Here is a 22,947-nt window from a genome sequence, read left to right as displayed (position 1 = left end):
TCGGTCGAAAGAGATCGCCAAGGTGAAGGCTGACCTCGCGGACCTAAGCGCCGAGGAGGCTTGCGACTTCTATGCTCGCATCTTCCCGGATACACCGCGTATCGACGAGATTCCGGAACTCATCAACCGGCGCCTGATCACCGTGAGGCGCCAGTCACGACAGAGCCTTTTCGAGCGGCTTGAGGAATGGTGGCTGAATCAGATTATAGAGTTTCTGACCGGCCAACGTACCAAGCTGATCAGGGTTCAGGAGGTGACGGATATTCGCGCACCGCATCGACAGGATAGAGTGGGCGGCCGTCGACGTAACGCCATTTCAGCGCGTGGTTCGGATCCCGCCGCCACTGCTCCAGCGCGCCGGGCGTGCGACGGATAACCGCCGCGGCCTCTAATGCCGTCAAATTAGAGCTGCCCGGCAGCGTATTGATATCCAACGTTGCGGGCGGCGGCATGCCACGGTTCTTGCGACGGCGCTTCGTGGCACGCGGAATTTTCCGATTACTTGGCGGCCCTAATGCCTCGATCGGAGTCTTTTCGCCCTTGCCGCTCATGCCTCCGCCCCGCACGATAGTCGGTATGAGGCAATGAGATTGTAGGCTTCTCCGCCAAGAAACAAATATAGAGCGCAGGTATGACCGCTGGATAGCTGTGGCGTACAAATAAGACGGATCGCGCCCCTTTCTGACGCCCTCCGACATCACGCGATGCAAGTGATCGGTTCGGATCACGAGATGGATCAAGCGTCGCGCGGCGACATTCGAGTCAATAGTGTCGCCCAGCACCGTGGTCCGCATAGCGTTAACGACTTTGATCTTGTTCGATGTCCGTTATCAACTCATCCAGTGTCAATGAGCCGTCGAGCGATTTCCGCGAACAGAACCAGTCCTCCACGCCATTATCGGCCATGCCCACAACCTCTGCCTTGGAGCCGCGACGATGTAGCTGGGTCCGCTCCGCCTCTTCCGTGGGGTCATGCAGAAAGCCGCGCTGGAACAAGCGCGGGACATAATGCTGGCGCTTACCAGCCATGAGGAGAGCTATCCCATGCCTAGGTTAGGTCCCGGACGTCAAGTGTGCCGTTGTTGCAACCACTGCTGTCGCGTTTACGACGTATGTCGCAATCGCTTCGATAGCCGATGGTGCTGCAGTTGGATCGGCAGCTTCCCGGGCTGATCGATGCTCCTCAAGGCTTGTCTTGGCAGGAGAGTTTGCGATCGCCGTCACGTGGTACGGCATTTGCTGATCTCGTTCCAGTCGTCGGCTCCAGGAGAAACACATGATCGAAGTGCAAGACGTTGTGCTGTCCACACGAGAAAAGCAGTGCTTGCAGTGGGTAGAGGAGGGCAAGTCATCCTGGGAAATAGGGGTGATATTGAGAATCAGCGAGAACACCGTCAATTTTCATCTCAAGAACGCGATGCGAAAGCTGGAAGTGACCACCCGAATCCAGGCTGCTATCAAGGCGCGCCGCCGCGGGCTTCTTTGAAATATGGATTGCTGCTGCTGTCAACTTGTGCCGACGGCGACGTATAAACATCCGGTGCTAGGACTACTGCATAAGATGGGATCGCATCTGCCGAGAGTAGCGGCCCGTTGTGAGCACAGCGGTATAGTTAGTCGGCCGTAAAGAATCCTGATTTGCAGGCTGATTGATCCCGTGGTTTGGCGAGGGTGCCGATGATTTGCCACAACAAGAGCCTGAGCCAGCAGATTAGGCGGCGGAAGTTATAGCCGACGGCGGCGAGAACGGCGTTGATGGCGTCACCTTGGCGATGCCAGAGGTAGTTGTGGCCGATGCGGTGCTCGGATTTGAGGTGGCCGATGACCGGCTCGACGGCGGAGCGCCGTCGCAGCTCGCGCTTGATCTGTGGCGTCACCCGCCGCTTCTGTCCTGAGATGAACACCCTGAACTTGTAATCGGCCGGGGCGTTGTGGCCGCGATAGCCCTCTCTCCGAACCGCTGCTCCAGGAACGACCAGTCTCTCGTCTGTGCCAGCTTCACCAGTGGGTGGCCGACGTCGATGATCGCGTCCAGCCGTGAGCGCAGGAGATCGCTTTGTCCCGTCTCTCGTCGTTCCCTTGGTTGCATCGCTCCCTCCGATGCGATCACGGAATCACGACGCGCGATTCGACGGAATCTTGAGGGTTCTGTGAGGTCGCGGGGCAAAGGCCAGCCGCGCGCTCTGGCGTAGCCTGCGACCTCATAGAAGCCGGATTGAACGAAGCCGCGGAGTTGTGGGCGCTATGGGGATAGTGCAGCCAGTGCGGCTGCCGAGAAGGCGCGCCTGTGGTCGTAGCGCGTCGGCGAGACATTCAGCTGATGTGAGCGGCCCCATTGATCGGGCAATGGGGCCGATCCAGCGGGGGATTTGCTGCGCTGGGATGCGTGGCCGAACGATTGGCGGGATGTTTGGTGACGAACGCGGCCACGGCGACATCGGACGTTGCCACCGAGAAAGTGATCACGGAAGGGGTGGATGGTGCAGGCATGGCTCATGACGTATCACAACGAAACGGATGGCCCCGCGCGCCGGCTCGCGGGACGACGTCGACGCGCCGCATGGTGCCGCCGCAATGTGGGCAGACGGGGATCTCGCATTTGACGAGGGGATCGGTGCCGGCTTCTGGATCTGGCGGAAGATGGCGGACAGCAAGGAGTTGGCGGCACAGGGCGATTTTATCACTACGTCCGCCATTGGCGAGGAAGCCATAGTGGCGGATGCGGTGGAAGCCATCCGGCAGGGTGTGCAGGAGAAAGCGACGCATGAACTCGCCGGCATCAAGCGTCATCACCTTGGCTTTGCGATTCTGCCGATAGTCCTTCCAGGAAAAGCTTACCTTGCCGTCGGCGAGTGAGATCAGTCGACTATTGGCGATGGCGACGCGATGGGTATAGCGGCCAAGATAAGCCAGCACCTGTTCGGGCCCGCCGAAAGGCGGCTTGGCGTAGACGACCCAGTCGGTCCGTCGGAGCTGATCGAGGCGCTGGGTGAACACGGCGGGATCGGCGAGATTACCAAAAAAACCCAACTGGCCAGCCGCGAACGCGGCTTGCAGCTCTTGCAGAAACAGGCGGCGGAATAGCCGGGAGAGGACGCGCACCGGCAGGAAGAAACCGGGCCGGCAAGCGAACCAGAGTGTGCCGTCGAGCGAAGGTCCACCACCAGGCACGACACAGTGGACATGCGGATGGTGTTGCAGGGTCTGGCCCCAGGTATGGAGGACGGCGGTCACGCCGACCTGGGCACCGAGATGCTTGGGATCGGCCGCGATGGTGGTGAGCGTCTCCGCCGCGCAGCGGAACAGGATGGCATAGACCACCGCCTTGTTCTGGAAAGCAATCTCTCCGGCCTGCGCCGGCAAGGTGAAGACCACGTGGAAATACGGCACGGGAAGAAGTTCGGCTTGCCGCTCGGCGAGCCACTGTGCGCGTGCCGCGCCCTGGCACTTCGGACAGTGCCGATTGCGGCAGGTAATGGGCGTCGCCCATTACCTGTCTTATGGGCAAAGCCGGTAATGGGGAGCTGGCAATCGCTATCACCGTATTTTCCTGTGTATTGCCGCTCTCGAGCTCTCCATTACAAGTCGCCTGTGCGGCCCCGTCGGGTCGGCCACTGATGGCCGGTCACATACGGGGACGAACATGTTGGAGACGTACTTTTCGGCGGCGAAGATGCTGGGGCATTTGCGCAGCGGGCCGAGCGGGCCTTACCTTGACGGGTTTGCAGCGGCACTGGAGCAGCAAGGCTATTGCCCCGAGACAGCGGTACGCTATTTGCGAGCGGCGGCTCACATCGGCCATGTCATCACCGAGCAAGGCGCGGGCCTAACGGACGTTGATCTCGCCGCGTTCGGCGAGCACCTGCGCACCTGCCGGTGTCCACGCGCCAAAGGCGGCCGGCGCAACCACCACACCATCTACGGTGCCAGGCTCTTTCGTCGGCACCTCGTCGAGCTCGGCGTTTGCCGGTCCGCGGCCGTGGGGGCAGCATCCGCCGAGCCGCAGCTGGTCGCCGACTTCAAGACGTGGCTGCGCAAGCATCGCGGCGCATCCGATCCCACCGTCAGGCTCTACGCCCGCGACGCCGCGGGCCTGATGATGGAGCTTCGATCTGACCCGGCCGGCTGGAGGCCGAACGATGTCCGCAGTTACTTCCTGGAGCGGACGAGCAATAGCGGGAGTGGCACGATCGAGAAGATGACGACGAGCCTGCGGGCTTTCCTGCGGTATCTCGCAGTCGCAGGCCGTTGTCAGGCAGGTCTCGACGGCACCGTTCCGGCCTACGCTCATTGGCAGCTTGCCGACATGCCCCGGTATCTGTCGACCGAGCAGGTCGACCGGCTGATCGCTGCCTGTGACGGCGACGCCGGCGCGCGCCGGCGTGATCGTGCGATCGTTCTTTTGTTGGTGCGCCTCGGCCTGCGGGCCGGTGACGTGGCGCACTGCGCCTCACCGATATCGAGTGGCAAACAGGGTCGCTGCGGGTCTGCGGCAAGTCGCGCTACGAGGTCCGGCTGCCGCTACCGCAAGACGTCGGGGATGCGATCGCCGCCTACCTCGAATGCCGGCCGTCTACCCGCCGGAACGATCTCTTGTTCCTGCGCACGATCGCGCCGTGCCGGCCATTCCGACGAGGCGACGGCATCTCGTCGGTGGTGAAGCGCATCATGAAGCGGGCCGACATCGTGGCGCCGGTCAAAGGGGCCCACGCCACCGCGGCGACCGAGATGCTGCGCCATGGCGTGCCGCTCGACAAGATCGGACTCGTCCTTCGGCATCGCGGCATCGACACGACGGCCTATTACGCAAAGGCCGACGTCGCTGCTGAAGCAGGTTGCTCAGCCCTGGCCGGAGGCGCTCTGATGCTCGACGCCATCGAGACCTATCTCGCGCTGCGCCGCGCTACGGGCTTCGCGATGTCGACCGCGGAGTACCTGCTGAAGAGCTTTGCCGCCTTCGCGGCCGAGCGCGGACAAACGTACGTCGAGACAAAAACAGCGATCGACTGGGCCGCGCTCGGACCATCCGTCGCGCAACGCGATGCACGGCTCAGAGCCGTCTGTCGCTTCGTACGCCACGTCCGGGTGGAGGACGTCGGGCACGAGCTGCCGCCGGCAAATCACTTCGGCGCCCGCAAGAAGCGTCGCACGCCGCACATCTACACGACAGACGAGATCAGTCGGCTGGTTGAAGCTGCGCTGCGGCTTCGGCCAATGCGCGGCTTGCGCCCGCACACGCAAGCGACCTTGATCGCGCTGCTCTCAGCCACCGGGCTCAGGATCTCCGAAGCCCTGAAGCTGACGATCGCTGACGTGACCCGCGACGGTCTGCTGATCCGCGAGACCAAGTTCCGCAAGACGCGACTGGTGCCGCTGCACGACACGGCAGCCGCCGGCTTGCAGCGATACCTGGCACGTCGCGGGCCCGGCGCGGACGATGATCCGATGTTCATCGACAAGCGCGGTCGGCCGCTGCGCTACATTGCCGTCAAGGAGACCTTCGACAGGCTGGTCGACAAGGCTGGCATTAGATCGAGGTCGGCTCACCGTCCTCGCCTGCACGATCTGCGGCACACGTTTGCGGTGCGCGCGCTGCAAGGCAGCCCTACCGGCCGAGGCCGCTGCGGGGCGCACATGGCGGCACTCGCGACCTATATGGGTCACGTCAACATCTACGCGACCTACTGGTATCTCGAGGCCACGCCCGACCTCTTGCGCGATGTCGCCACGGCCGGCGAAGCGTTCATGTCGAAGGGAGGTCCGCATGACGCCGATCGCTCCCCTCATCGAGACGTTCCTGCGCGACACACTAGCTCGCCAGCGGGGCGCCAGCTGGCACACGAGCGACTCCTATGCCTCGAGCTTCCAGCTGCTGTTCGTGTTCGCCGCCGACCGGCTCAAGGTCAAACCATCGGCGCTGACGCTCGAGCAGATCGATGCCGGGCTCGTCAGCGCCTTCCTCGAGCATCTTGAGGACGAGCGCAAAAACGCGGCCGTGACGCGCAACGTTCGCCTGGCGGCGATCAAGTCGTTCTTCCGCTTCCTCGAGTACCGGCAGCCGGCAGCGCTCGAGCAGATCCGCCGTGTACTGGCGATCCCGTTCAAGAAAACTGACACGCGCCTGGTGCCCTACCTTCTGCGCGAAGAGCTCCAAGCCGTGCTCGACGCTCCCGATCCGGCGACACGCGATGGCATCCGCGATCGCGCAATGCTGCACGTGGCCGTCTGCGCAGGGCTGCGCGTCTCCGAGCTGACGGGCCTCAAGGTCGATGACATCGACCTGCCTTCGATGAGCATCCTTGTGCTCGGCAAGGGACGCCGGGAGCGGACCCTGCCGTTGTGGAAGCCGGCGGCCGCTGCACTGCGCGCCTGGCTCGCCATCCGTGGGCAGGTCACGACACCTGAGGTGTTCGTCAACGCCCGTGGTGAGCCGCTGAGCCGATGGGGCTTTGCCTATCTGCTCAGGCAGCACGCCGCGACTGCGGCTCGCAAGCAGCCTGGTCTCGCCAAGAAACGCGTCTCGCCCCATGTACTCAGGCACACCTGCGCGATGGTCGTTCTGCAAGCGACCGGGGACATCCGGAAGGTGTCGCTATGGCTGGGCCACGCTACGCTGACGACCACCGAGGTCTACACGCGCGGCGATCCGACCGAGAAGCTCGATGCGATGCAGGCGATCGTGCCGCCCCACCTGCGGCGCGGCGTCTTCCAGCCCACCGACAAGCTGATCGAACTCCTCAGGCGTACCTCGTAATGGAGAGCGGGGTTAGCGGTGATTAGTACAGGAACGCGATCAAGTTGCCGCCAGCTCCCCATTACCGGCTTTGCCCATAAGACAGGAGTTGTAGGCGACGCGCGTCGCACCGCAGTCGTCGCATTGCTCGACGTGGCCACCGAGCACGGCCGTCCGACACGCGGTGATGGCGCCCATGACGCGTCGCTCGACGCGGCCGAGGTGACCGGCGTGCGCCTGTCGAAAAGCTTCGCCGTGGCGGCGGAATATGTCCGCCAGCTCCAAAGCCGGACCCATGATGCCCGATCAGCCGGGCGGAATGATCTCCAATCGACAACCGGTCAAGCGGACTCGGGGTCTGGCTGATCGTTTTGGTGGCAACCTGGGCGTAGCGCGCCGTGCTCTGCAGGCTGGCATGGCCGAGCAGCACCTGGATCACACGAATGTCGGCGCCGTTCTCGAGAAGGTGGGTCGCAAAACTGTGCCGTAGTGTGTGCACCGTCACGCGCTTGTTCAGACCGGCTGCGATGTGGGCCGAGCGGCATGCCGCGTGCAGCACGGTTGCATCAAGCGGCCGCTCACTGTCGCCGCCGGGAAACAGCCAGCGTGTCGGTCGGGTTAGCCGCCAATAGGCCCTCAGAATCTTCAGAAGCTGCGGCGAGAGCATGACGTAACGGTCCCTGCCGCCTTTGCCTTGTTCGACCCGGATCACCATCCGCTGACTGTCGATATCTGCGCGTTCCAGCCGATCGTGATCACCGATTCCAGGCCATCGTGATCACTCATTCCAGAGCATCGTGATCACCGTTTCCAGCCGATCGTGATCGCTATTTCCAGCGATCGCGATCGGGGGGCAATCAGGAGGCGCGCACCGCTGACAGTCTGCAACCCGGGTAGCTTGGTCTTTTGCCTAACCGCAGAGGATCGAGATGCCGACAGAGAGACTGTCCATGCGCCACATTCGTGAAGTTCTACGCCTGCACTACAGCGTCGGCATGTCGCAATGCGGCGTTGCCCGCAGCCTGGGCTTGGCCCAAGGCACGGTCAGCAAGTACCTGAACCGAGCCCGCCGCGCCGGCCTGACTTGGCCGTTGCCGCCGGAGTTGGATGACGATCTCCGGCTCGAGAACCGCCTATATCCGCCACCCTCCGATCGGCCCAGCGACGAGCGTCCGCAGCCCGATTGGGCGCTCGTGCATCGCGAGCTGCGGCGCCCGAACGTCACGCTGATGCTGTTGTGGGAGGAGTATTGCGATGCAAGCTCCGACAGCTTCAGCTATTCGTGGTTCTGCGAGCGTTACAAGGAATGGGCCGGCCGCCTCAAGCCGACCCTGCGCCAAGTCCATGTCGCCGGCGAGAAGCTGTTCGTCGACTATTCCGGCCACACGATGGAGGTGGTTGACGGGCTCAGCGGCGAGGTGCGCAGCATGCAGATCCTCGTCGCCGTGCTCGGCGCCTCGAACTACACCTACGCCGAAGCCAGCCTCAGCCAGAGCCTGCCGGACTGGATCGCCTCGCACGTTCGGGCATTTTCCTATTTCGGCGGCACGGCCCGGCAGACGGTGAGCGACAATCTGAAGGCCGGCGTCACCCGGGCCTGCTTTCACGAGCCGATGGTCAACCGGACCTATGCCGATCTCGCCCGCCATTACCGCACCGCCATCGTGCCGGCGCGGCCGTATCGGCCGCGCGACAAAGCCAAGGTCGAAGTCGGGGTCCAAATCGTCGGGCGATGGATTCTGGCGCGCTTGCGCAACCGCCGCTTCTTCTCGCTCGCCGCCCTCAACCAGGCGATCCACGCGCTCCTTGTCGAGCTGAATGATCGACCTCTCCGGAGCTGGGGGCGAAGTCGGCGCGACCTGTTCGAGGAGCTCGATCATCCGGCGCTCACCCCCTTGCCGGACGAACCGTACGAATATGCCGAGTGGAAGCGCTGCCGGGTCAACCTCGATTATCACGTCGAGATCGCCAAGCATTACTACAGCGTCCCGCACAACCTCGTGCGTCAAGAGGTCGAGGCCCGCATCACCCAAAAGACCGTCGAGATATTTCTCCGCGGCAAGCGGGTGGCGTCGCATCTGCGCAGCACCTTGCCGCATCGCCCGACGACGATTCCCGAACATATGCCGAGCTCACATCGCCGCTATCGCGACTGGACGCATGAGCGCATTCGTTCCGAAGCGGCCAAGGTCGGCTCCGATGCCGAGACGCTGATCGATGTCATCCTGCGGTCGCGGCCGCATCCGGAACAGGGCTTCCGCTCGGCCATCGGCATTCTCGGGCTGGTCAAGCGCTATGGCCAGGAACGCGTCGATGCCGCCTGCGCCCGGGCGCTGCTGCTCAACGCCCGTTCGTACAAATCGGTCGCCGCCATCCTCAAGAACGGCACCGACAGAACCGCTCCTCCCGCCGAGGAGGCGCCCATCCTCTTCCACACCAACATCCGTGGCCGCAATTACTACAATTGATCAGGAGAGATCAGCATGCTCATTCACCCCACCGTCGATCGCTTGCGCGCCCTCGGCCTCGCCGCCATGGCCGATACCTTCGTCGAACTGCAGAACAATCCCGAGGCGGCCGAGAGCTCACCTGGGCCATCGGAAAACCTCCTGTCTGAAGGGTTGGGCTCTGAAACCCTCGATTCTCGCAGACAGGAGGCGGCCGTTACCATCTCTCCTCAATTGCCGCGCCAGCGGCTTCGTTCAATCCTCAAAGATGAAATTGCAAGCTTTTGGGCAGTCAAAGCCCGAAAGCTTGCAATCTCAAAGCCAATCTCGCCCGGAAAATCGATTCTTGATCAACCGCTTGGACGGTTCTTCACGAACGACTAACTAGACACCCAGCAAAGAAGGGCCGCAGGGCGTCGCATCGCTTGTTGTGGGCTAGGCTTTCCTTGTGACTTGCGTGTCGCAATCGCCTAAATGATCCTAGACGTTCCGCTGGTCGCGAGTGCTTCGAAGGCGCTTACATAGCCCCGATCGTGCATCTTCGATTAACATCTCTCTTCATGTCTCCTCCTGCGGCTGCACTTTGGGAGCTCCAGGAGACTTTTCCTGCGAAATCGAACAAGACCCGCTGCAACAAACCTTCTCGCCCCTGTAGTTGGCCAAGGTTTGGAGCAACTGCGGCATATAATGCTTTTTCATAGCGTCCGGCACTTTCGGATCGTCTAGGTACGTCATTGCCCGCTCGATCAGCTCGATCGCGCGTTGCTTGTCACCACTCTCGTAGTAATACTGAGCGACCACCCTATAAGAAGCAAAGTTGAGGCCACCGCTGGCTTGCACTGAATTGAGGATATGTTCCGACACGTCTCTGGCGATCGCAAAGCGCTCCGCACGCGGAAGGTAGGCCCTATCGTTATCCGGATCAAAGAGTTGCCTCATCACGATATTCAGCCCATACACAGCCTCCGACTGTTTCCCAATCGCATCTCGAACCAGTTGGCGCAAGACCTGGAAGCCGGTCGCCGTGTCGCGCATTTTGTGAAGCAACAGATCCGCATGAATCTCGCGGAACGCGAGATTGTCCGGCATCGTGGCAATGCCCCCTTCGACCGCTGAGAGCGCTGCCGGCCAATCCTTTGCTTTTATCGCCAGTCGAATTGTCCGGCGGATTGAGAGTTCGCGCGCCACGCGTTGGTTCTCCGCAATCCGTTTCGCATCGGCGGCTTTAGCTTCATCGCTGCTGCGCCAAGTGCAGTTGATAATTTTCGGCAAGACGTCGTCGATGTGGATCGCATGACCGATAAAGGCAATGTGGCCGTCGCGGTCGACGACGAACGATGTCGGAACCCCAAGAGAAGAGCTGGCATCCATCCAAAGCTTCTTCATTTCGCCTGTACTGTCGAACCCGATTCGATAGTTCAGATTTGAGAACTTTTCAGTCAACCATGCGTCCAACTTGGCGCGAGCCTCATCCGCCGTTGGTGCTTCTTCCCTATCTGCGATTCCGACGACCTCAAGCCCTTCGTCTTTGTATTTTGCTTGCAGCTCTATCAGATGGGGCATCATCCCCACACATGGGCCGCACCAAGTTGCCCAAAATTCGACGATGTACAATTTCCCTGGCTCGAAGTTCGTGAGGGGCTCGCCACGCAGCCAGTTCTCGACTTTGAGCGAAGGAGCCGGGGACGCCAAGCATAGCATGATGATCTTCTCCAAAGTTACTCGCGACCTTGTCGCTTCACCCGAATTAGCAATCACCGTGCCAGGCTGTCCGCGCGCACTAAGCACATGACAAAGCTTTCATCCACACGCCCAGTAAGGTCCCCTGTAGGTAACCTGACATGCTTTGCGTCGGCGTCGGATTTCGGGCACGCATCGCCCCCTTCGTGCCGCAGATCGTCATGCGAATGCGCATCCGTGAGCCGCGCTGCGCCAGTAGGGAGGCGCGTGAGAAACCCGATGGTGCCCGCTGACCGACAAATTCGAAGGGTCAGGGCGACGATGAGCTCGCTTCGCTTTTAGGATCGGCCGGTCCGTTGGTCGAGATGCGCCCTCTTTCCAAGCCGTTCGCAAGCTGGCGAGGAACAAGTCGATCGGCGGGGCCGCAGTAACTGAATCGCCCGCCGACTGCACGTCGGTAAAGTCGGCAATCTGCGATCTCCTTCGTCTGGCATGTCCCCGCATTTTGCGACGAGGCCGCTAGGATACCTAAGCTTGATGAGTTAGCCGCCTGCTAACCCTTGTAGGGTGCCTAAAGGCAACCGGCCAGATAGCCTTCATCACCATAAATTCGGCACCGGTTGTCGTCCATGCTGATGGCGATGGCGTTGCTGGCGAGCACGCCAGCGAGGCGCGCCACTCGATCGGTCGATATCTTCAACCAGCCGTCATTCCGCTTGGCGGCCTAACCCCGGCAGACGCTCCACTTATCAACCCGGTGAATCTGTTCAGATAACCGGGACCAGCTCTGGTTGCGCTGCTGATCGAGACCTTGCCATTCGTTGCGGCGGTAAAGGATTTTGCTCCAAAGGCGGGACTGCGATCAATCTATTCGTGCGCGATATGCCGCGTTTGTCAGTCGATATCGACCTGAACCCGTCACCGGCCGGCCGGAATCGCTGGCCGCGATCGATGCGGGCATGAAAAGAATGGCTGTCGCCATTGGCAAGGGAATTCCGGGCGTCAAGGTGAATGTCCGAGCCTTTCTGTTCACGATGCCTATGCGCTGGCGCTTGCCGCCGACGGCGGTCACACCATACTCGCGGGAGCGCGCGATATGCGGGAGCTTGGAATCGAGATCGGTATCGAGGTTCGCGGCGTGCTGCATGTCTTCGACATGATCGAAGAAGCTCAGCTTCTCTCGCCCGCCAGTTTGCACACCTGCCTGACAATGGTTTGCCGATCGCGGCGCGTGCGCCTCCTGCAAGAAGAGGTCGATGCCCGTTACGCGAGATACTCGTCGGTAGCTTGGCCGAACCAAATTAATAGTGCGATAGGTTGATCTTGGGTACGGTACAAATCTGAGCGAGCTGCGCAACTCTCTGGACTGGGCGTTTGCGGAATTTTCACTGAGATAAACACTTTCAGCGAACGTTGAAATAGCCATATCGAGTGAAATCGTCGCCCCACTCCAAGCGAATGGTGGGCCTAATCCAATTCCATCCTCAGATGGCGGCCCACGGCCTGCGCGGCGCGTCAGGGTTGCGAGCGTCACGGATTCATTGTTGGGATCCAGGAGCCGGTCGAGCTGCGCACGGCTGGTCTGCATGCGTTCGGCGAGAGCGGATTTGGTTAGCCCCTCGTCCTGCATGAGGGCATCAAGCTGACGCGCAATGACGCGCTTGATGGCACGTGCCGTCACCTCTTCATAGATATTCTCTTCCTTCAGAAAATCGTCAATGGATGATCCGATGCGACCTTTCTTTTTCATGTGATCTCCTTTCGGCGCTTTTGTGCCAAGTCAAGTTCAGCTTGGGGTATCTTCTGCGTCTTCTTTATAGAAGCGTGCAGCAAAACCATCCGGCCTTCGTGAACACAAAACAGTACCCGCGCGATACGATTGCCCTCAAGCTCGCTGCGGACCTCCCACAGACCTTTTCCTAAGGCCCCGCAAAGCCGGCATGCCGATCGGCCAGGAAAACTCCACATCCTTGATGTCTTCACCGACAATCTTGCGGTCTGTCTCCGGCAGAAGCTTCAGCCACTCGCGAACCGGCTCACGTCCGGAGGCTAGCTGATAAAAGGCAGCGGGTACCAAGAATGATAGGTACGACACAAGCAAAAATACGCCACTCAGATCAAGGCCCTAGAACAGATCTACAGGCTGATCCGATTAAGCCGCTGGCCCACTCTTGAACTAGTGGAAATGTTCGTAATCTCTCGAAAAGTTCACGAACTTCTGGGGTCGGCGCAATGCACAACGTTCGATACGTATCGAGAAAGACCCACCACCCCGATGCCGGGCGCCTGATGAGCATTCCGGGTGTCGGTCCCCTCATCGCCGCTACCGTTCGGACATCGGTCGTGGATGCTCGCGGTTTTGCGACTGGACGAGATTTTGCGGCTTGGACGGGGTTAACACCGAGGGCACAGTCGAGCGGCGGGAAAGGGCGATATCAAAGCGTGGAAATCGGCAACTAAGGACGCTCTTGATCGTTGGTGCGACCTCAATCATCAAGCTTGCTAAGCGAGGCTTGAAAGTCCTGCTCTGGATACGGACCATGCTGCAAAGACGGCCGGTCAAGGTCGTAGCGGTGGCGCTCGCCAATAAGATTGCGGCACCATCTGGGCCTTGCTGGTCAGCAGGCGGCATCTATCAGGCGCCGGCTGCAGTGCTGAAAACCTAATCTTAAGAGCTCTCCGGCGGAAGAAGAAAGCTGCCGAGGAGGCAAGGTGCAAATCTGGATGAACCCCGAACGACAACATTCCCGGTAGCGATCAGACCGTCTGAGTCACTGCGCTTCGCGCGCGAGAAATTGATTGGGCGATTGCTTCCGCGGATATCATCGTGGCGAGCGGCCGGGCGCCGCGTTTACAGGCCGAACATATGACCGCACCGTCATCCCCTGTTCAACCAGAGAAAGATGTTGTAGCCCGGGCCGTTCCACATATGAGTCAGAGCCAATATTGCAGGCCGAATAACAATTTTCTTGGAGCGCAACACCTCCCCGGCTATGTAGGCCTAATGCTCTGAGCTCCGATGATGTCCCTTGTCAGGTCAACCCGCGATCCCGATCGCTCTTGAAGTAGGATGCCGGAGCGCTCGTCTGAGCTCAGCGAACTGGTGGAACATGACAAACAGCGCGATCATTCCGGCGCCCAGCTCAGCGATTGCTTGACTGGCCAACAGTCCGTTGAAACCCGATATGACCGGGAATAACAGTACGGCCGGTATGAAGAGATAGCCCTGCCTTGCCCAGGACACAACCGCACTGAGGCGTGCTCTGCCGAACGACTGAAGCATCGTCGCCACGAAACTCTCAACACCAAACAGTCCAAAAAAGAGATGGAAGACGATGCATGTCGAGACGGCAATTTCCGTGACCTTATCGCTATCGCTGAACAGCCTGACCAAAGGCCGCGCAAAAATCACAACGGCCACAGAATACGCAACGGAAAGAGCGACAGTCATGGAGAGCATGAACCTCGCAGCCTTCAATACACGAGCAAAGTCGCGTGCGCCCCAACCGAAACCCAGGACAGCTTGAGAGCCTATGCAGAAGCCGGTGATAGGTAGTGCGCCCATCGTCAAGATTCGCACAGCTATTCCCACGGCCGCGATGGAATCGTCGCCGAACGGCGCAGCAGCTCCGTACAAGAGCATAACGGCAATAGCAGATAAGATACTCGTCATTGTCGCCGGCGCGCCTACCAACGCGAGCTGCCTGATGCGATCTGCTCGCAACGAGATGTGAGATATCCGGACGAGAACTGTCCCGCCAAGCTTCGTAAAATACGCGATATAGAGTCCAACAGCAGCGATCTGAGATACCAGCGTTGCGAGGGCTGCGCCTCGCACGCCAAGGTCAAGTAAGAATATGAAGACGGGATCAAGCACAGCGTTCAGTACGAAGGCGGTAATCATCGTCCACATGCTGAATCGTGTGTTGCCTTCGGCTCTGACGATGAAGCCGTTGACAATGTTTAGAAGCATCAGGGTGTACCCGAACAAAAGCGTCGCCGCGTAGTCGAGCGCCACGGGCATGATGGTTGGACTTGCCCCGAGCGTTACGAAGATCCCTCGCAGGTTTAGAAGCAGAGCGACGGTAACTATGATACCGATCGGGGCGGCGAGCGCGAGTGCAGTACTCGCGCCTCGACTCGCCTCCAGGTACTCACCAGCGCCAAGATGACGAGATATGAACGACGCTGTTCCAACACCGATCCCCTGTCCGACTGCCGCGAGCAGGACCACAATCGGCAAGGTCATGCTGACAGCTGCGATCGCCTGCGCGCCAAGTGCGCCAACAAAGATCGCGTTGACGACCTGCTGTAACGCGTGGATCGATAAGCCAACAACAGACGGAATGGCGAGCCGCAGGATAAGGCTCGAGAGATTGGGATCCGATAGATCGATGTGCTGCTTCTTCTTTGGCATCACATCGCGATCGCTCTCGATGGCGAAATCGCATCCGGCTCATTCATGGATGACGGTGTCCCCAGCTCTTCCGAATTCGCTGATCGTCTGCAACAGCTCCTGTTGCAACACCATACAAAGATTACGGGTCACCTCATAACCGACCTGTGTTGGATCATACCTCGTTTCGATCTGTAGATGGCCGGCTTGATATCCGACATCGAACCAGAAGAGGTGAATCACGGCCCCTTCATCCATGTCTTCGCCGATCCAAAGTGGAGAAGGTTCCTTGGCTAGGAGACGGCGTGGAAAATGGCGCTGCAAACCCGCTCGATAATTCAATCCAATTCTGGGTAAGGGCAGGCGATCGATCCGGCTCCGCACGGCTGGATCTCGGTTTAGGAATTTCATGGCCCGAAGGCCTATTCCTCTGCGCGGCAGGGCATTGCGCTGGCGGTATATTGAACGAGCACGATCGGGACGGGGTTCCGTTCCGGTGAGACTCAAGGGAATCGGAACGAGCTCGCTGATATGGCCGATGATCTGAGATGGATCGAGATCGTCAAACAGCCGACCTCGGGTCGAGGTAAGGCTATCAATCCAGAGCGAATAGTTGCCGAAAACGCGTCCAAAGGCGCCAGAAATGGCGGCAAGAAACACATCAAAGTCCTGACAATGCGCCAATCTGGCTGAAATATTGAGGAGATCAGCTGTCGCTTCTTCGTCGATCTCAAGATGGTACTTGCCCTGATCTTCCCAAAGGGATCGGCAATTCGCTTCATCCATGCGACCTTCAAGGCGTGCATAGTGAAGCTCTCTCGCGGTCATTTTCGAAAAGCTCGCGCCGCCCGATGAGGTGGCGCTGACGTGCAAATTGAGCTGATTGTAGTCAATCCTCTCCCAGTAGTTGAGTTCGGCTGGCGCTTCGCTGTTCGCGTAGTGCTCAAGGCGCTTCAACCATGCAGAGAGCATTTGTATGTTCTCGGGACCACTCACGGCGTGGCCTGAGGCCAGGGCGTACGCCGCATCCAATGCTTCCAGGAACAGTCGATAGCCTATCCCGTCCGCTACAAAATGATGCATCAGGACCAGCAGATAGTAATCGCCGCTTTCCGATGTGCGGAACACCGTGACGTTAACAAGAGGCGTCTGGCCGTCAAACCGAAACATGTGTTGACGTCTTGCTGAGATACTCTCGATTGCCTTACGCTGCTGTAGGTCGGTCATTCCGACAAGATCGATCTCCTCCACGAGGCGTTCGGCCACGGAAGGCCCGATTGTCAGACGTAGACCATCGTCGGTTCGGGCAATACGGAGTCTGAGGCCTTCGTGCCTATCCATGACATGGGCAAGGGCGCGCTCCAGCATTCGGATATTCAGGACGCCGCCGGGCAAGAAGAACAGATCGCCGATGTTGAAATGCTCATCGAAGCCGACAAGACGGTTCCAAGATGAGATTGCGGGGGGAACTGGCAATGAGCCATCCGCGGAAGGGAAGGTATCGATTGTAACTGCCGCTCCGTCTGCCGCCAATTCCCTGATGGTCGGTGTTCGATAGAGTTGGTCGACAGTGAGATTCAGCCCGGCTTTGCGCGCCAGCGTGACGCAGCGCACGCTCAGAAGAGAGTCGCCGCCGATATCAAAGAAGCTTTGATCGAGCCCGACCCACTTGGCGCCTAATAGATCCTGCCAGATCCCAGCGAGAATACGCTCCTTCCTCGTGCGGAGCTCAGCAGATGGAACAGGCTCGACCTCGCGGTAAGGAACGGACGACTGGCAAGCACGATCTATCTTTCCGCTCGCCGTAAGGGGGATACTGTCAACCAACCGGAAGGCGGCGGGAATCATGTAGGACGGCAATGTGTGGCGCAAGTGGGTGACAATATCTGCAGAGCTTAGACCGTCGCGAGCCGGAACCATGCTGGCCGTCAAGCGACGATGGTCATCGATGTCTTCTGCGACGACCGCGGCCTTTGCGATTGCCGGATGAGACTCAATGGCCGCTTCGACCTCCTCCAGCTCGATGCGAAAGCCCCGTACTTTAATCTGGTTGTCCGATCGGCCGCAAATCTCGAGAAGGCCGCTTGTTGAGATGCGCGCGATATCGCCACTTCGATAAAGAACGCTGTATTGCCCGCCGTCATACGGATTCGGCACGAAACAGCGGTTGGTCCGATCTTGATCCCGCCAGTACCCAGCGCTCACGCAGCGTCCCGCGATGCAGAGTTCGCCGGCGGCTCCGACGGGGACTCTCTTCAACTGGGCATCGAGCACGTAGAGTTTGACGTTATCGATTGGGCGTCCAACGGGGACGTGCGACGAGCCGTCGCAGGCATCCGATGTTTCGTAGACTGCCGCATTGGATGCACATTCCGTAGCACCATAGAAGTTCCACAACGGCACGTCGGGGAAATACTCACGCCAGCGAACAGGGAGCGAGGAAGGCATCGGTTCGGCGCTGCTTGTGACCAACCGCAAGGCGGTCGGTCGCGAGTGCCGTTCTTGGGAAGCAATGAGGCCGGACAGGAGTGGCGGCGAGGCAAACAAGTGTGTCACGCGATGTCTCGCCAACGTGCACAACAACAGATCTGGATCCAGCAACTGCTCTTGGGTCAGGATCAGCGCGGGCACGCCTCTCAGAAGGCCTCCAAAGTACTCCCAAGCGGACGCAACAATTGATGCGGACTTCTGGACAACCATCACGTCCGTACTATCGAAGGGAAAGCATCGCCACATCCAGTTCAGTCGATTGAGAATTGCCGATTCCGGTATAAGAACCCCCTTCGCCTTCCCGGTTGAGGACGACGTGTATATAAGGCTCGCAATTCCCTGATCTGATGGTTTGTCGCTGCACCCAAACTCCTGCGCGGGCGCGCCGTACCCTTCTAGGGTCAACAGACAAATCGACGGCATGTCAAACCCAAAGTCAGAGGTATTTGCGTGAACCAAAAGCTTTGCCTGACTATCTCGCAGGATATGTTCGATCCGATCACGCGGATAATCCGGCGATATAGGAACAACAATGGACTGCAACGCTCGTGCCGCAAGGATAACAGCGGCAACGTCAGGCGATCGGTCGACCAGCATGGCGACCATATCGCCAGCCCCCACGTCAGAAGCCCGCAGTAACGACCTGATAGCTGTTACGCGCTCACGCAGGTGGCCGAATGTGATCTCACCGAAATCACCAAAATATGCCACCTGGCTGCGATTAGAGACGCTGATTTGCTCGAACGCTTCGACAAGCGGACATTCGGTCTCATATGATTGCGCCGAACCCTCTAGCGCGTCCAGCATAGTGACGTCTGACTCGCTGAGGCAGCTCAGATCTTGAATGGGCGTAAGCGGCTTCTCAATGCAGGCTGCAATCAGACGGCGCAGATTGTCGGCCATGCGGATAATCAGATCGCTGGAAAATAGGTCTTCCGCGTACGCAAGCTGGAGGGCAATTTCATCGCCCTGATCTTGTGCGTACAATGTCAGATCGAATTTTACGTAGCCGGTCTCGTATTCGCGGAATGTCAGATCCAACTCATGTTGGCCAAGTGGCTCCGCGGCCTCGGAGTACATGTTGAACATAACTTGGAAGATCGGTGATCGTCCCGCTTCGCGATGTAGCCTGGTATCCCTTACCATCCAGCCGAACGGATATGCCGAATTTGCGATGGCATCGCTGACCAGGCCCTGGATGCGCAAGGCATGAACCGCAAAGGACTGGTCGACCTCGACCGCGGTGCGGATTGGCAGCATATTCAAGAAAAAGCCAACAATTTCGGCGCTGCCAGGTTGATCTCGTACGACATGCGGTATGCCAACGATAATTTCGTCCTGACCGCTATACATCCGCAGCAGCAGCTTGAAGCATGCGAGGAGTGTTGTCGACGTGGTGCACCTATGTCGGCGCGCAAACTCCCGTACCTGATTGGAGAGCTCGCTGCCAAGCGCCACCGCATGCGAGGCGCCGCGGTAGGAATTTGTCTGCGGCCGCGCTCGTCCCGTTCCAAGCGAAAGCACCGGCGGATCATCACCAATCTGACGACGCCAATAGCTACATTGGTTGGCCAGCGCCTCTGGAGTAGCGTGTTGTGTTTCCCAGACTGCGTAGGTCGAGAGTGACGCGCGGTTCTCTGGTAAAAACGCCGCGGCATCTACGTACCTTTGTCGAAGGTCCCTGAGCAGAACAGAGATCGACCAGGCATCGATGATAATTTCGTGAGCGGTGATCAGTATGAGATGGTTGTCAGGTCCAAAACTGATCATGCGCGCGCGAAACAGCTGGCCTTGGCTGAGATCAAAGCTGCCGTTCAGCTCGGTTCGCCGTAACTCTGCGATCAGCTCCTCAGCTTCCTGCGCCGTGAGATGAGATGCATCGGTCAATTCAAGACTTGCGCGGTGCGGAGCATCAAAAAGCTGAACCGGACCGTCCTCGTCGATAAAGCGTGCCGAAAGTGCCTGATGGGAATGAACGACATCGGTCCAGGCGCGATTGAACGCGGCCAGATCGATGATGCCCCGCATTCGCAGGCCGCCCTGAATGATGTAGTTCCTGGCAGATGGATCGAGCTGCGAAAGAAACCACAGGTGCTCTTGAACTCGCGTCAGAGGCGATCGTGTAAGCTTTCCGCAAGCCGGTGCTATGCACGGTGTAGATTCGGCTCGCGCCGAGATCGAAGCCGCAAGAGATCGGATCGTTCCATTCAGGACCAGCCTGAAATCCGTTCTCACTCCGAGCTGGGTCTGCAACTGGCCCAATATGAGCATTGCCCGGAGCGAGTCTCCGCCGAGACTTATGAACTGGTCGTTCACGCCAATGTTCTCAATACGCAGAACACCGGACCAAATTTGACACAGCTGGGCTTCGAGGTCTGTTTGCGGCTCCTCAAATGGCGTCGGCAATGGAGGGCGAACACTGGTCGGGTCCGGCAATGCTCCAAAATCGACCTTTCCATTACTGGTCAGCGGAATACCGTCGATGTGGATGATTCTTTCTGGGAGCATGTAGATGGGCAGCGCTTCAGCAAGGAAGTTCTGAAGCTCGCCTTCCGTTACCTCAGCTGGAGCGGACACATACGAGATGAGTCGTCTCGTCCCGCTTTCCCCCTCGGCCCTGGTTATGTCTCTCGCCATAAGCTTTACGCCTGCGCGGACGGAGGCGACCGCGACGGCGCCACGCACCGAATGATGAGCGGAGAGACGAGCCTCGATTTCTCCTAGCTCAATTCTATGCCCGCGGATTTTGACCTGACGGTCCCGTCGACCGAGACATTCCAAAAGACCATCGGAACGAACGCGCCCGAGATCGCCTGTCCTGTATAGGCGCTGGAAGGACGGAACGTTTGAGAACGAGTTTGGCCCAAAAGCATCCTTGGTGCGGACGTCGTCATTGACGTAACCAGCAGCGACGCCAACGCCGCTAACGCAGATTTCGCCGACCTCTCCCGCCTTGCACAGCCGCGGCCCGTCGGCGATATAAACCTCAAGATTAGAAATCGGCTTGCCGATCGGCACATAAGCGTCAGCCAGCGCAGGCGGTGCGGAAACCAGATGATGCGTGACGCCGTCCGCGCACTCGGTCGGCCCGTAGTGGTTGAGAATGGGGACCCGCGGATATAAGGCAAGCCACGCGCGCGCCAGTGCGGGTGTCAAAGGTTCTCCGACCGTCGAAATAATCCGCAAACCGTCCAGAGCTCGATCAGCCGCCGCAAGCGGCTGCAAATATTCAACAAATACTGCAAGCATCGACGGAACGAGTTGAACTACCGTCACGCCGTGTCCCTGAATCGCTTTGAGAAGCGATACCGGCGATTTCAGTGTCGCATCGTCAATGATCGTGATACAGCCTCCGACGCAAAGCCCTGCCAGAAGCTGCCACAGCGAGATGTCAAAGCAGTGCGACGCCGTCTGCGCGATGCAATCGGTTCGAGTGAGGGTTAGGGCATCAATCTTTGCCACCAAATGATTGTTTAGGGCTGCGCGCTCGATCATTGCGCCCTTAGGCTGGCCCGTTGAACCAGACGTAAACAGAATGTAGGCGAGTCCATCCTCGCTCGATGATGGCACAACAGACGATGTCTGGCCCTCGCGCAGCGCCGCCTCTATCGCCATGAATTGCGTGGTGCCTTTGCTGGTCGCCTGGAATAGGCTGAGCGAATCCAGCTGGTCTGGGCCAATAATCAGAGCGCAGCGACTCTGCTCGATCATGAATGATGTACGCGAAGCCGGTAACGATGGGTCGAGCGGAAGGTACGTTGATCCAGCCTTAAGAATTGCGACTATCGCCGTCGCCCAGTCGAGGTCTCGCTCACCCCAATAGCCGACCACCGCGCCCTGAGCGCCCTGCTCTCGTAACGTCCTTGCGAGGGCATCTGATCTTAATCGCAGCGCCTTATAGGTGAGTTCGTCTGCGCCGCACCTCAGCGCAACCCTCTCCGGATCCGATCTTGCAAGGCGATCGATCGCCGTGATCGCGTCGATCGGCTGACGTTCCACAAGCTGATTTTTGCCTGATCGATTTTCCGTAGGCATACGCGTCCCGCCATTCGTCGCCTTCTGCGGCCCTCAAATCAGAACACAGAGGATCCTGATCGAGGTGTGCATTGCGTAGCCGCCCTGGTTCTGCCAGTCATATTGTGCCGTTTTGCCCGTTCTTAGCTTCTCGTCCTTTGCGTTCACTTCGATTCCCTTGATGATCGGGAGCACGACCGGACGCTAGGGCCTCAAGTCGGCGTTGGCATCTACCGGATCTTGTAGTAGACACGCGATAGTCTGCATGGCACCCGCAACCAACGCGCCCAGAGACTCGTTCCGGCTTGTGGTCTCTTGCATTTGTGCTCTCCTCATGAAAGCGAACTTGGCGCCCGGCGGGCTGCAGGTCGCCTGCGGCGCCCAAGCGATGACATCGATTGTGCAAGAACCAACACAGAGGTGTGTTACCGTTTTACACGAGGCCGGCGTTGTTTGCATAGCCGCTGAAGGACAGTCGTTGAGCGCTCATACATTTTGACGTTCGTGGCTATAACGAGATAGCTATGGGCAGCGTAACGAGCCGTGAGCGTACAGAACCATCCGCCGCGAAGTCCTTGGTCTGCTGATGTTCGCAGTGGTCCGCCTTGGTGCACACGAAAACGCGCTCAGAAACGTTTGCTGTGGACGCGCAGGCGACGTCCAGTCTACGCCAAAGGGCGTTCCGATACGGCTTTCCGAACCGGAATTGAAATTGCGGGTAGCGCCTTCGCTTAGCCTTCACGAGATGCATGCTCGGCAACTTCTCTTCACGCGTCAAAGAAGCTTCCGTCTCGGCGCCTACAGCAGAACCGATACGAATAATGTTGCGACAAAGCCGCTTAGCACTACGGCGAAGCCGGAGCCGGACTGTTATTATCGCGCGGGTATTCGTGGTAAGCTGGAAGACGCTGATGATGAGCCTTTCCTGCGCGTGCCGCGTTGCGTGACTGATCGCTCGTCACGATTTTTCCCACGAGCCGGATTTCGATAACCGCAGCGTAGCCGGTGCGATCCCTGTGTGGGGTAGACGGGTCCAGCGCTATGGCCGGCTTCGCTCGCCGGCAATATCCGTTGCGTTTCACCGTTTCGCATGTGCCTCGATAGATCGAAAATCTGTCCAGGCCAACAATTCCTGCTGCGCAGCATACTGTCGGACGCTACAGCCGCGATGTCAGCTTTAAGACCAT

At 59.2% G+C, this 22,947-nt stretch carries 14 protein-coding genes and 6 pseudogenes; 8 read left to right on the top strand and 12 right to left on the bottom strand.

Annotation, left to right across the window (positions count from 1 at the left end; all coding sequences use genetic code 11):
- Nucleotides 1–239: 239 nt before the first annotated feature.
- Both GWG65_RS34105 and GWG65_RS34100 read right to left on the bottom strand, forming a co-directional pair.
- Nucleotides 240–551, bottom strand: a complete 312-nt coding sequence (locus tag GWG65_RS34105) for a hypothetical protein (protein ID WP_187436166.1) — start codon at nt 549–551, stop codon at nt 240–242.
- 247 nt (nt 552–798) lie between these two features.
- Nucleotides 799–1,029 carry a hypothetical protein gene (locus GWG65_RS34100; RefSeq protein WP_148742495.1) on the bottom strand — a complete coding sequence of 77 codons (231 nt, stop codon included), beginning with the start codon at nt 1,027–1,029 and terminating at the stop codon, nt 799–801.
- 247 nt (nt 1,030–1,276) lie between these two features.
- On the opposite strand from GWG65_RS34100, the gene GWG65_RS34095 reads away from it, so the two are divergent.
- On the top strand, nt 1,277–1,486 hold the full coding sequence (locus tag GWG65_RS34095) for a helix-turn-helix transcriptional regulator (RefSeq protein WP_148742494.1): 210 nt from the start codon (nt 1,277–1,279) through the stop codon (nt 1,484–1,486).
- A gap of 127 nt (nt 1,487–1,613) precedes the next feature.
- Here the strand turns inward: GWG65_RS34095 and GWG65_RS34090 are convergent.
- Together GWG65_RS34090 and GWG65_RS34085 are read right to left on the bottom strand one after the other, a co-directional pair.
- Nucleotides 1,614–1,949, bottom strand: a pseudogene (locus tag GWG65_RS34090) (hypothetical protein); the annotation flags it as partial.
- Nucleotides 1,950–2,493: 544 nt separating this feature from the next.
- Nucleotides 2,494–3,474, bottom strand: a pseudogene (locus GWG65_RS34085) (IS91 family transposase); the annotation flags it as partial.
- A 969-nt stretch (nt 3,475–4,443) separates the two neighbouring features.
- Between GWG65_RS34085 and GWG65_RS34080 the strand changes: the two are divergent.
- Nucleotides 4,444–5,688: pseudogene (locus GWG65_RS34080) on the top strand (tyrosine-type recombinase/integrase); the annotation flags it as partial.
- Nucleotides 5,689–5,719: 31 nt separating this feature from the next.
- Entirely contained in the window at nt 5,720–6,754 is a 1,035-nt protein-coding gene (locus GWG65_RS34075) for a tyrosine-type recombinase/integrase (RefSeq protein ID WP_342760695.1), read from the top strand.
- 81 nt (nt 6,755–6,835) lie between these two features.
- Here the strand turns inward: GWG65_RS34075 and GWG65_RS34070 are convergent.
- A pseudogene (locus tag GWG65_RS34070) lies at nt 6,836–7,030 on the bottom strand (transposase zinc-binding domain-containing protein); the annotation flags it as partial.
- A gap of 9 nt (nt 7,031–7,039) precedes the next feature.
- Nucleotides 7,040–7,478 (bottom strand): annotated as a pseudogene (locus GWG65_RS34065) (tyrosine-type recombinase/integrase); the annotation flags it as partial.
- A 184-nt stretch (nt 7,479–7,662) separates the two neighbouring features.
- On the opposite strand from GWG65_RS34065, the gene istA reads away from it, so the two are divergent.
- Both istA and GWG65_RS34055 read left to right on the top strand, forming a co-directional pair.
- Nucleotides 7,663–9,201 (top strand): IS21 family transposase, encoded by a 1,539-nt coding sequence (gene istA, locus GWG65_RS34060; protein ID WP_275199830.1) that lies wholly within the window; start codon nt 7,663–7,665, stop codon nt 9,199–9,201.
- A 15-nt stretch (nt 9,202–9,216) separates the two neighbouring features.
- Nucleotides 9,217–9,564, top strand: coding sequence for a hypothetical protein (locus GWG65_RS34055; RefSeq protein ID WP_187436163.1), 348 nt, complete (start codon nt 9,217–9,219; stop codon nt 9,562–9,564).
- Between the two features lie 174 nt (nt 9,565–9,738).
- Here GWG65_RS34055 and GWG65_RS34050 read toward each other — a convergent pair whose 3' ends face one another.
- On the bottom strand, nt 9,739–10,896 hold the full coding sequence (locus GWG65_RS34050) for a TlpA disulfide reductase family protein (RefSeq protein ID WP_342760694.1): 1,158 nt from the start codon (nt 10,894–10,896) through the stop codon (nt 9,739–9,741).
- A 535-nt stretch (nt 10,897–11,431) separates the two neighbouring features.
- Entirely contained in the window at nt 11,432–11,560 is a 129-nt protein-coding gene (locus GWG65_RS34045) for a hypothetical protein (RefSeq protein WP_275199829.1), read from the bottom strand.
- Nucleotides 11,561–11,647: 87 nt separating this feature from the next.
- Here GWG65_RS34045 and GWG65_RS40535 point away from each other — a divergent pair.
- Nucleotides 11,648–11,772, top strand: a pseudogene (locus tag GWG65_RS40535) (nucleotidyl transferase AbiEii/AbiGii toxin family protein); the annotation flags it as partial.
- Here GWG65_RS40535 and GWG65_RS40530 read toward each other — a convergent pair.
- The gene (locus GWG65_RS40530; protein ID WP_342760697.1) at nt 11,723–12,448 is read right to left on the bottom strand and encodes a hypothetical protein; all 726 of its coding nucleotides are present in this window, start codon (nt 12,446–12,448) and stop codon (nt 11,723–11,725) included. The pseudogene GWG65_RS40535 and the gene GWG65_RS40530 sit on opposite strands and share 50 nt — an antisense overlap.
- 158 nt (nt 12,449–12,606) lie before the next feature.
- Nucleotides 12,607–12,828: a type II toxin-antitoxin system RelE/ParE family toxin gene (locus GWG65_RS34030; RefSeq protein WP_342760696.1), complete on the bottom strand. Its 222-nt coding sequence runs from the start codon at nt 12,826–12,828 to the stop codon at nt 12,607–12,609.
- A 264-nt stretch (nt 12,829–13,092) separates the two neighbouring features.
- Here GWG65_RS34030 and GWG65_RS40525 point away from each other — a divergent pair, with 264 nt between their 5' ends.
- On the top strand, nt 13,093–13,320 hold the full coding sequence (locus GWG65_RS40525) for a transposase (protein WP_342760693.1): 228 nt from the start codon (nt 13,093–13,095) through the stop codon (nt 13,318–13,320).
- Nucleotides 13,245–13,526 carry a hypothetical protein gene (locus GWG65_RS34025; protein WP_342760692.1) on the top strand — a complete coding sequence of 94 codons (282 nt, stop codon included), beginning with the start codon at nt 13,245–13,247 and terminating at the stop codon, nt 13,524–13,526. The genes GWG65_RS40525 and GWG65_RS34025 overlap by 76 nt, the downstream gene beginning before the upstream one ends.
- Nucleotides 13,527–13,897: 371 nt before the next feature.
- Here GWG65_RS34025 and GWG65_RS34020 read toward each other — a convergent pair whose 3' ends face one another.
- Together GWG65_RS34020 and GWG65_RS34015 are read right to left on the bottom strand one after the other, a co-directional pair.
- On the bottom strand, nt 13,898–15,277 hold the full coding sequence (locus tag GWG65_RS34020) for an MATE family efflux transporter (protein WP_148742490.1): 1,380 nt from the start codon (nt 15,275–15,277) through the stop codon (nt 13,898–13,900).
- 39 nt (nt 15,278–15,316) lie between these two features.
- Entirely contained in the window at nt 15,317–21,781 is a 6,465-nt protein-coding gene (locus GWG65_RS34015) for a non-ribosomal peptide synthetase (protein ID WP_148742489.1), read from the bottom strand.
- Nucleotides 21,782–22,947: the final 1,166 nt, after the last annotated feature.

Origin of the sequence: Bradyrhizobium sp. CSA207, from assembly GCF_029051685.1 — a bacterium.
Taxonomy (GTDB): Bacteria; Pseudomonadota; Alphaproteobacteria; order Rhizobiales; family Xanthobacteraceae; genus Bradyrhizobium.
The sequence above is the reverse complement of the archived record's forward strand: the minus strand, read 5'-3'. Positions and strand labels throughout refer to the sequence as shown.

Excerpts from the sequence above, each read along its gene's own strand:
- GWG65_RS34105 (WP_187436166.1), bottom strand. The coding sequence starts at position 551 with ATGAGCGGCAAGGGCGAAAAGACTCCGATCGAGGCATTAGGGCCGCCA.
- GWG65_RS34100 (WP_148742495.1), bottom strand. The coding sequence starts at position 1,029 with ATGGCTGGTAAGCGCCAGCATTATGTCCCGCGCTTGTTCCAGCGCGGC.
- GWG65_RS34095 (WP_148742494.1), top strand. The coding sequence starts at position 1,277 with ATGATCGAAGTGCAAGACGTTGTGCTGTCCACACGAGAAAAGCAGTGC.
- GWG65_RS34075 (WP_342760695.1), top strand. The coding sequence starts at position 5,720 with ATGTCGCCACGGCCGGCGAAGCGTTCATGTCGAAGGGAGGTCCGCATG.
- istA (WP_275199830.1), top strand. The coding sequence starts at position 7,663 with ATGCCGACAGAGAGACTGTCCATGCGCCACATTCGTGAAGTTCTACGC.
- GWG65_RS34055 (WP_187436163.1), top strand. The coding sequence starts at position 9,217 with ATGCTCATTCACCCCACCGTCGATCGCTTGCGCGCCCTCGGCCTCGCC.
- GWG65_RS40530 (WP_342760697.1), bottom strand. The coding sequence starts at position 12,448 with ATGCAGACCAGCCGTGCGCAGCTCGACCGGCTCCTGGATCCCAACAAT.
- GWG65_RS34030 (WP_342760696.1), bottom strand. The coding sequence starts at position 12,828 with ATGTGGAGTTTTCCTGGCCGATCGGCATGCCGGCTTTGCGGGGCCTTA.
- GWG65_RS40525 (WP_342760693.1), top strand. The coding sequence starts at position 13,093 with ATGCACAACGTTCGATACGTATCGAGAAAGACCCACCACCCCGATGCC.
- GWG65_RS34020 (WP_148742490.1), bottom strand. The coding sequence starts at position 15,277 with ATGCCAAAGAAGAAGCAGCACATCGATCTATCGGATCCCAATCTCTCG.
- GWG65_RS34015 (WP_148742489.1), bottom strand. The coding sequence starts at position 21,781 with ATGCCTACGGAAAATCGATCAGGCAAAAATCAGCTTGTGGAACGTCAG.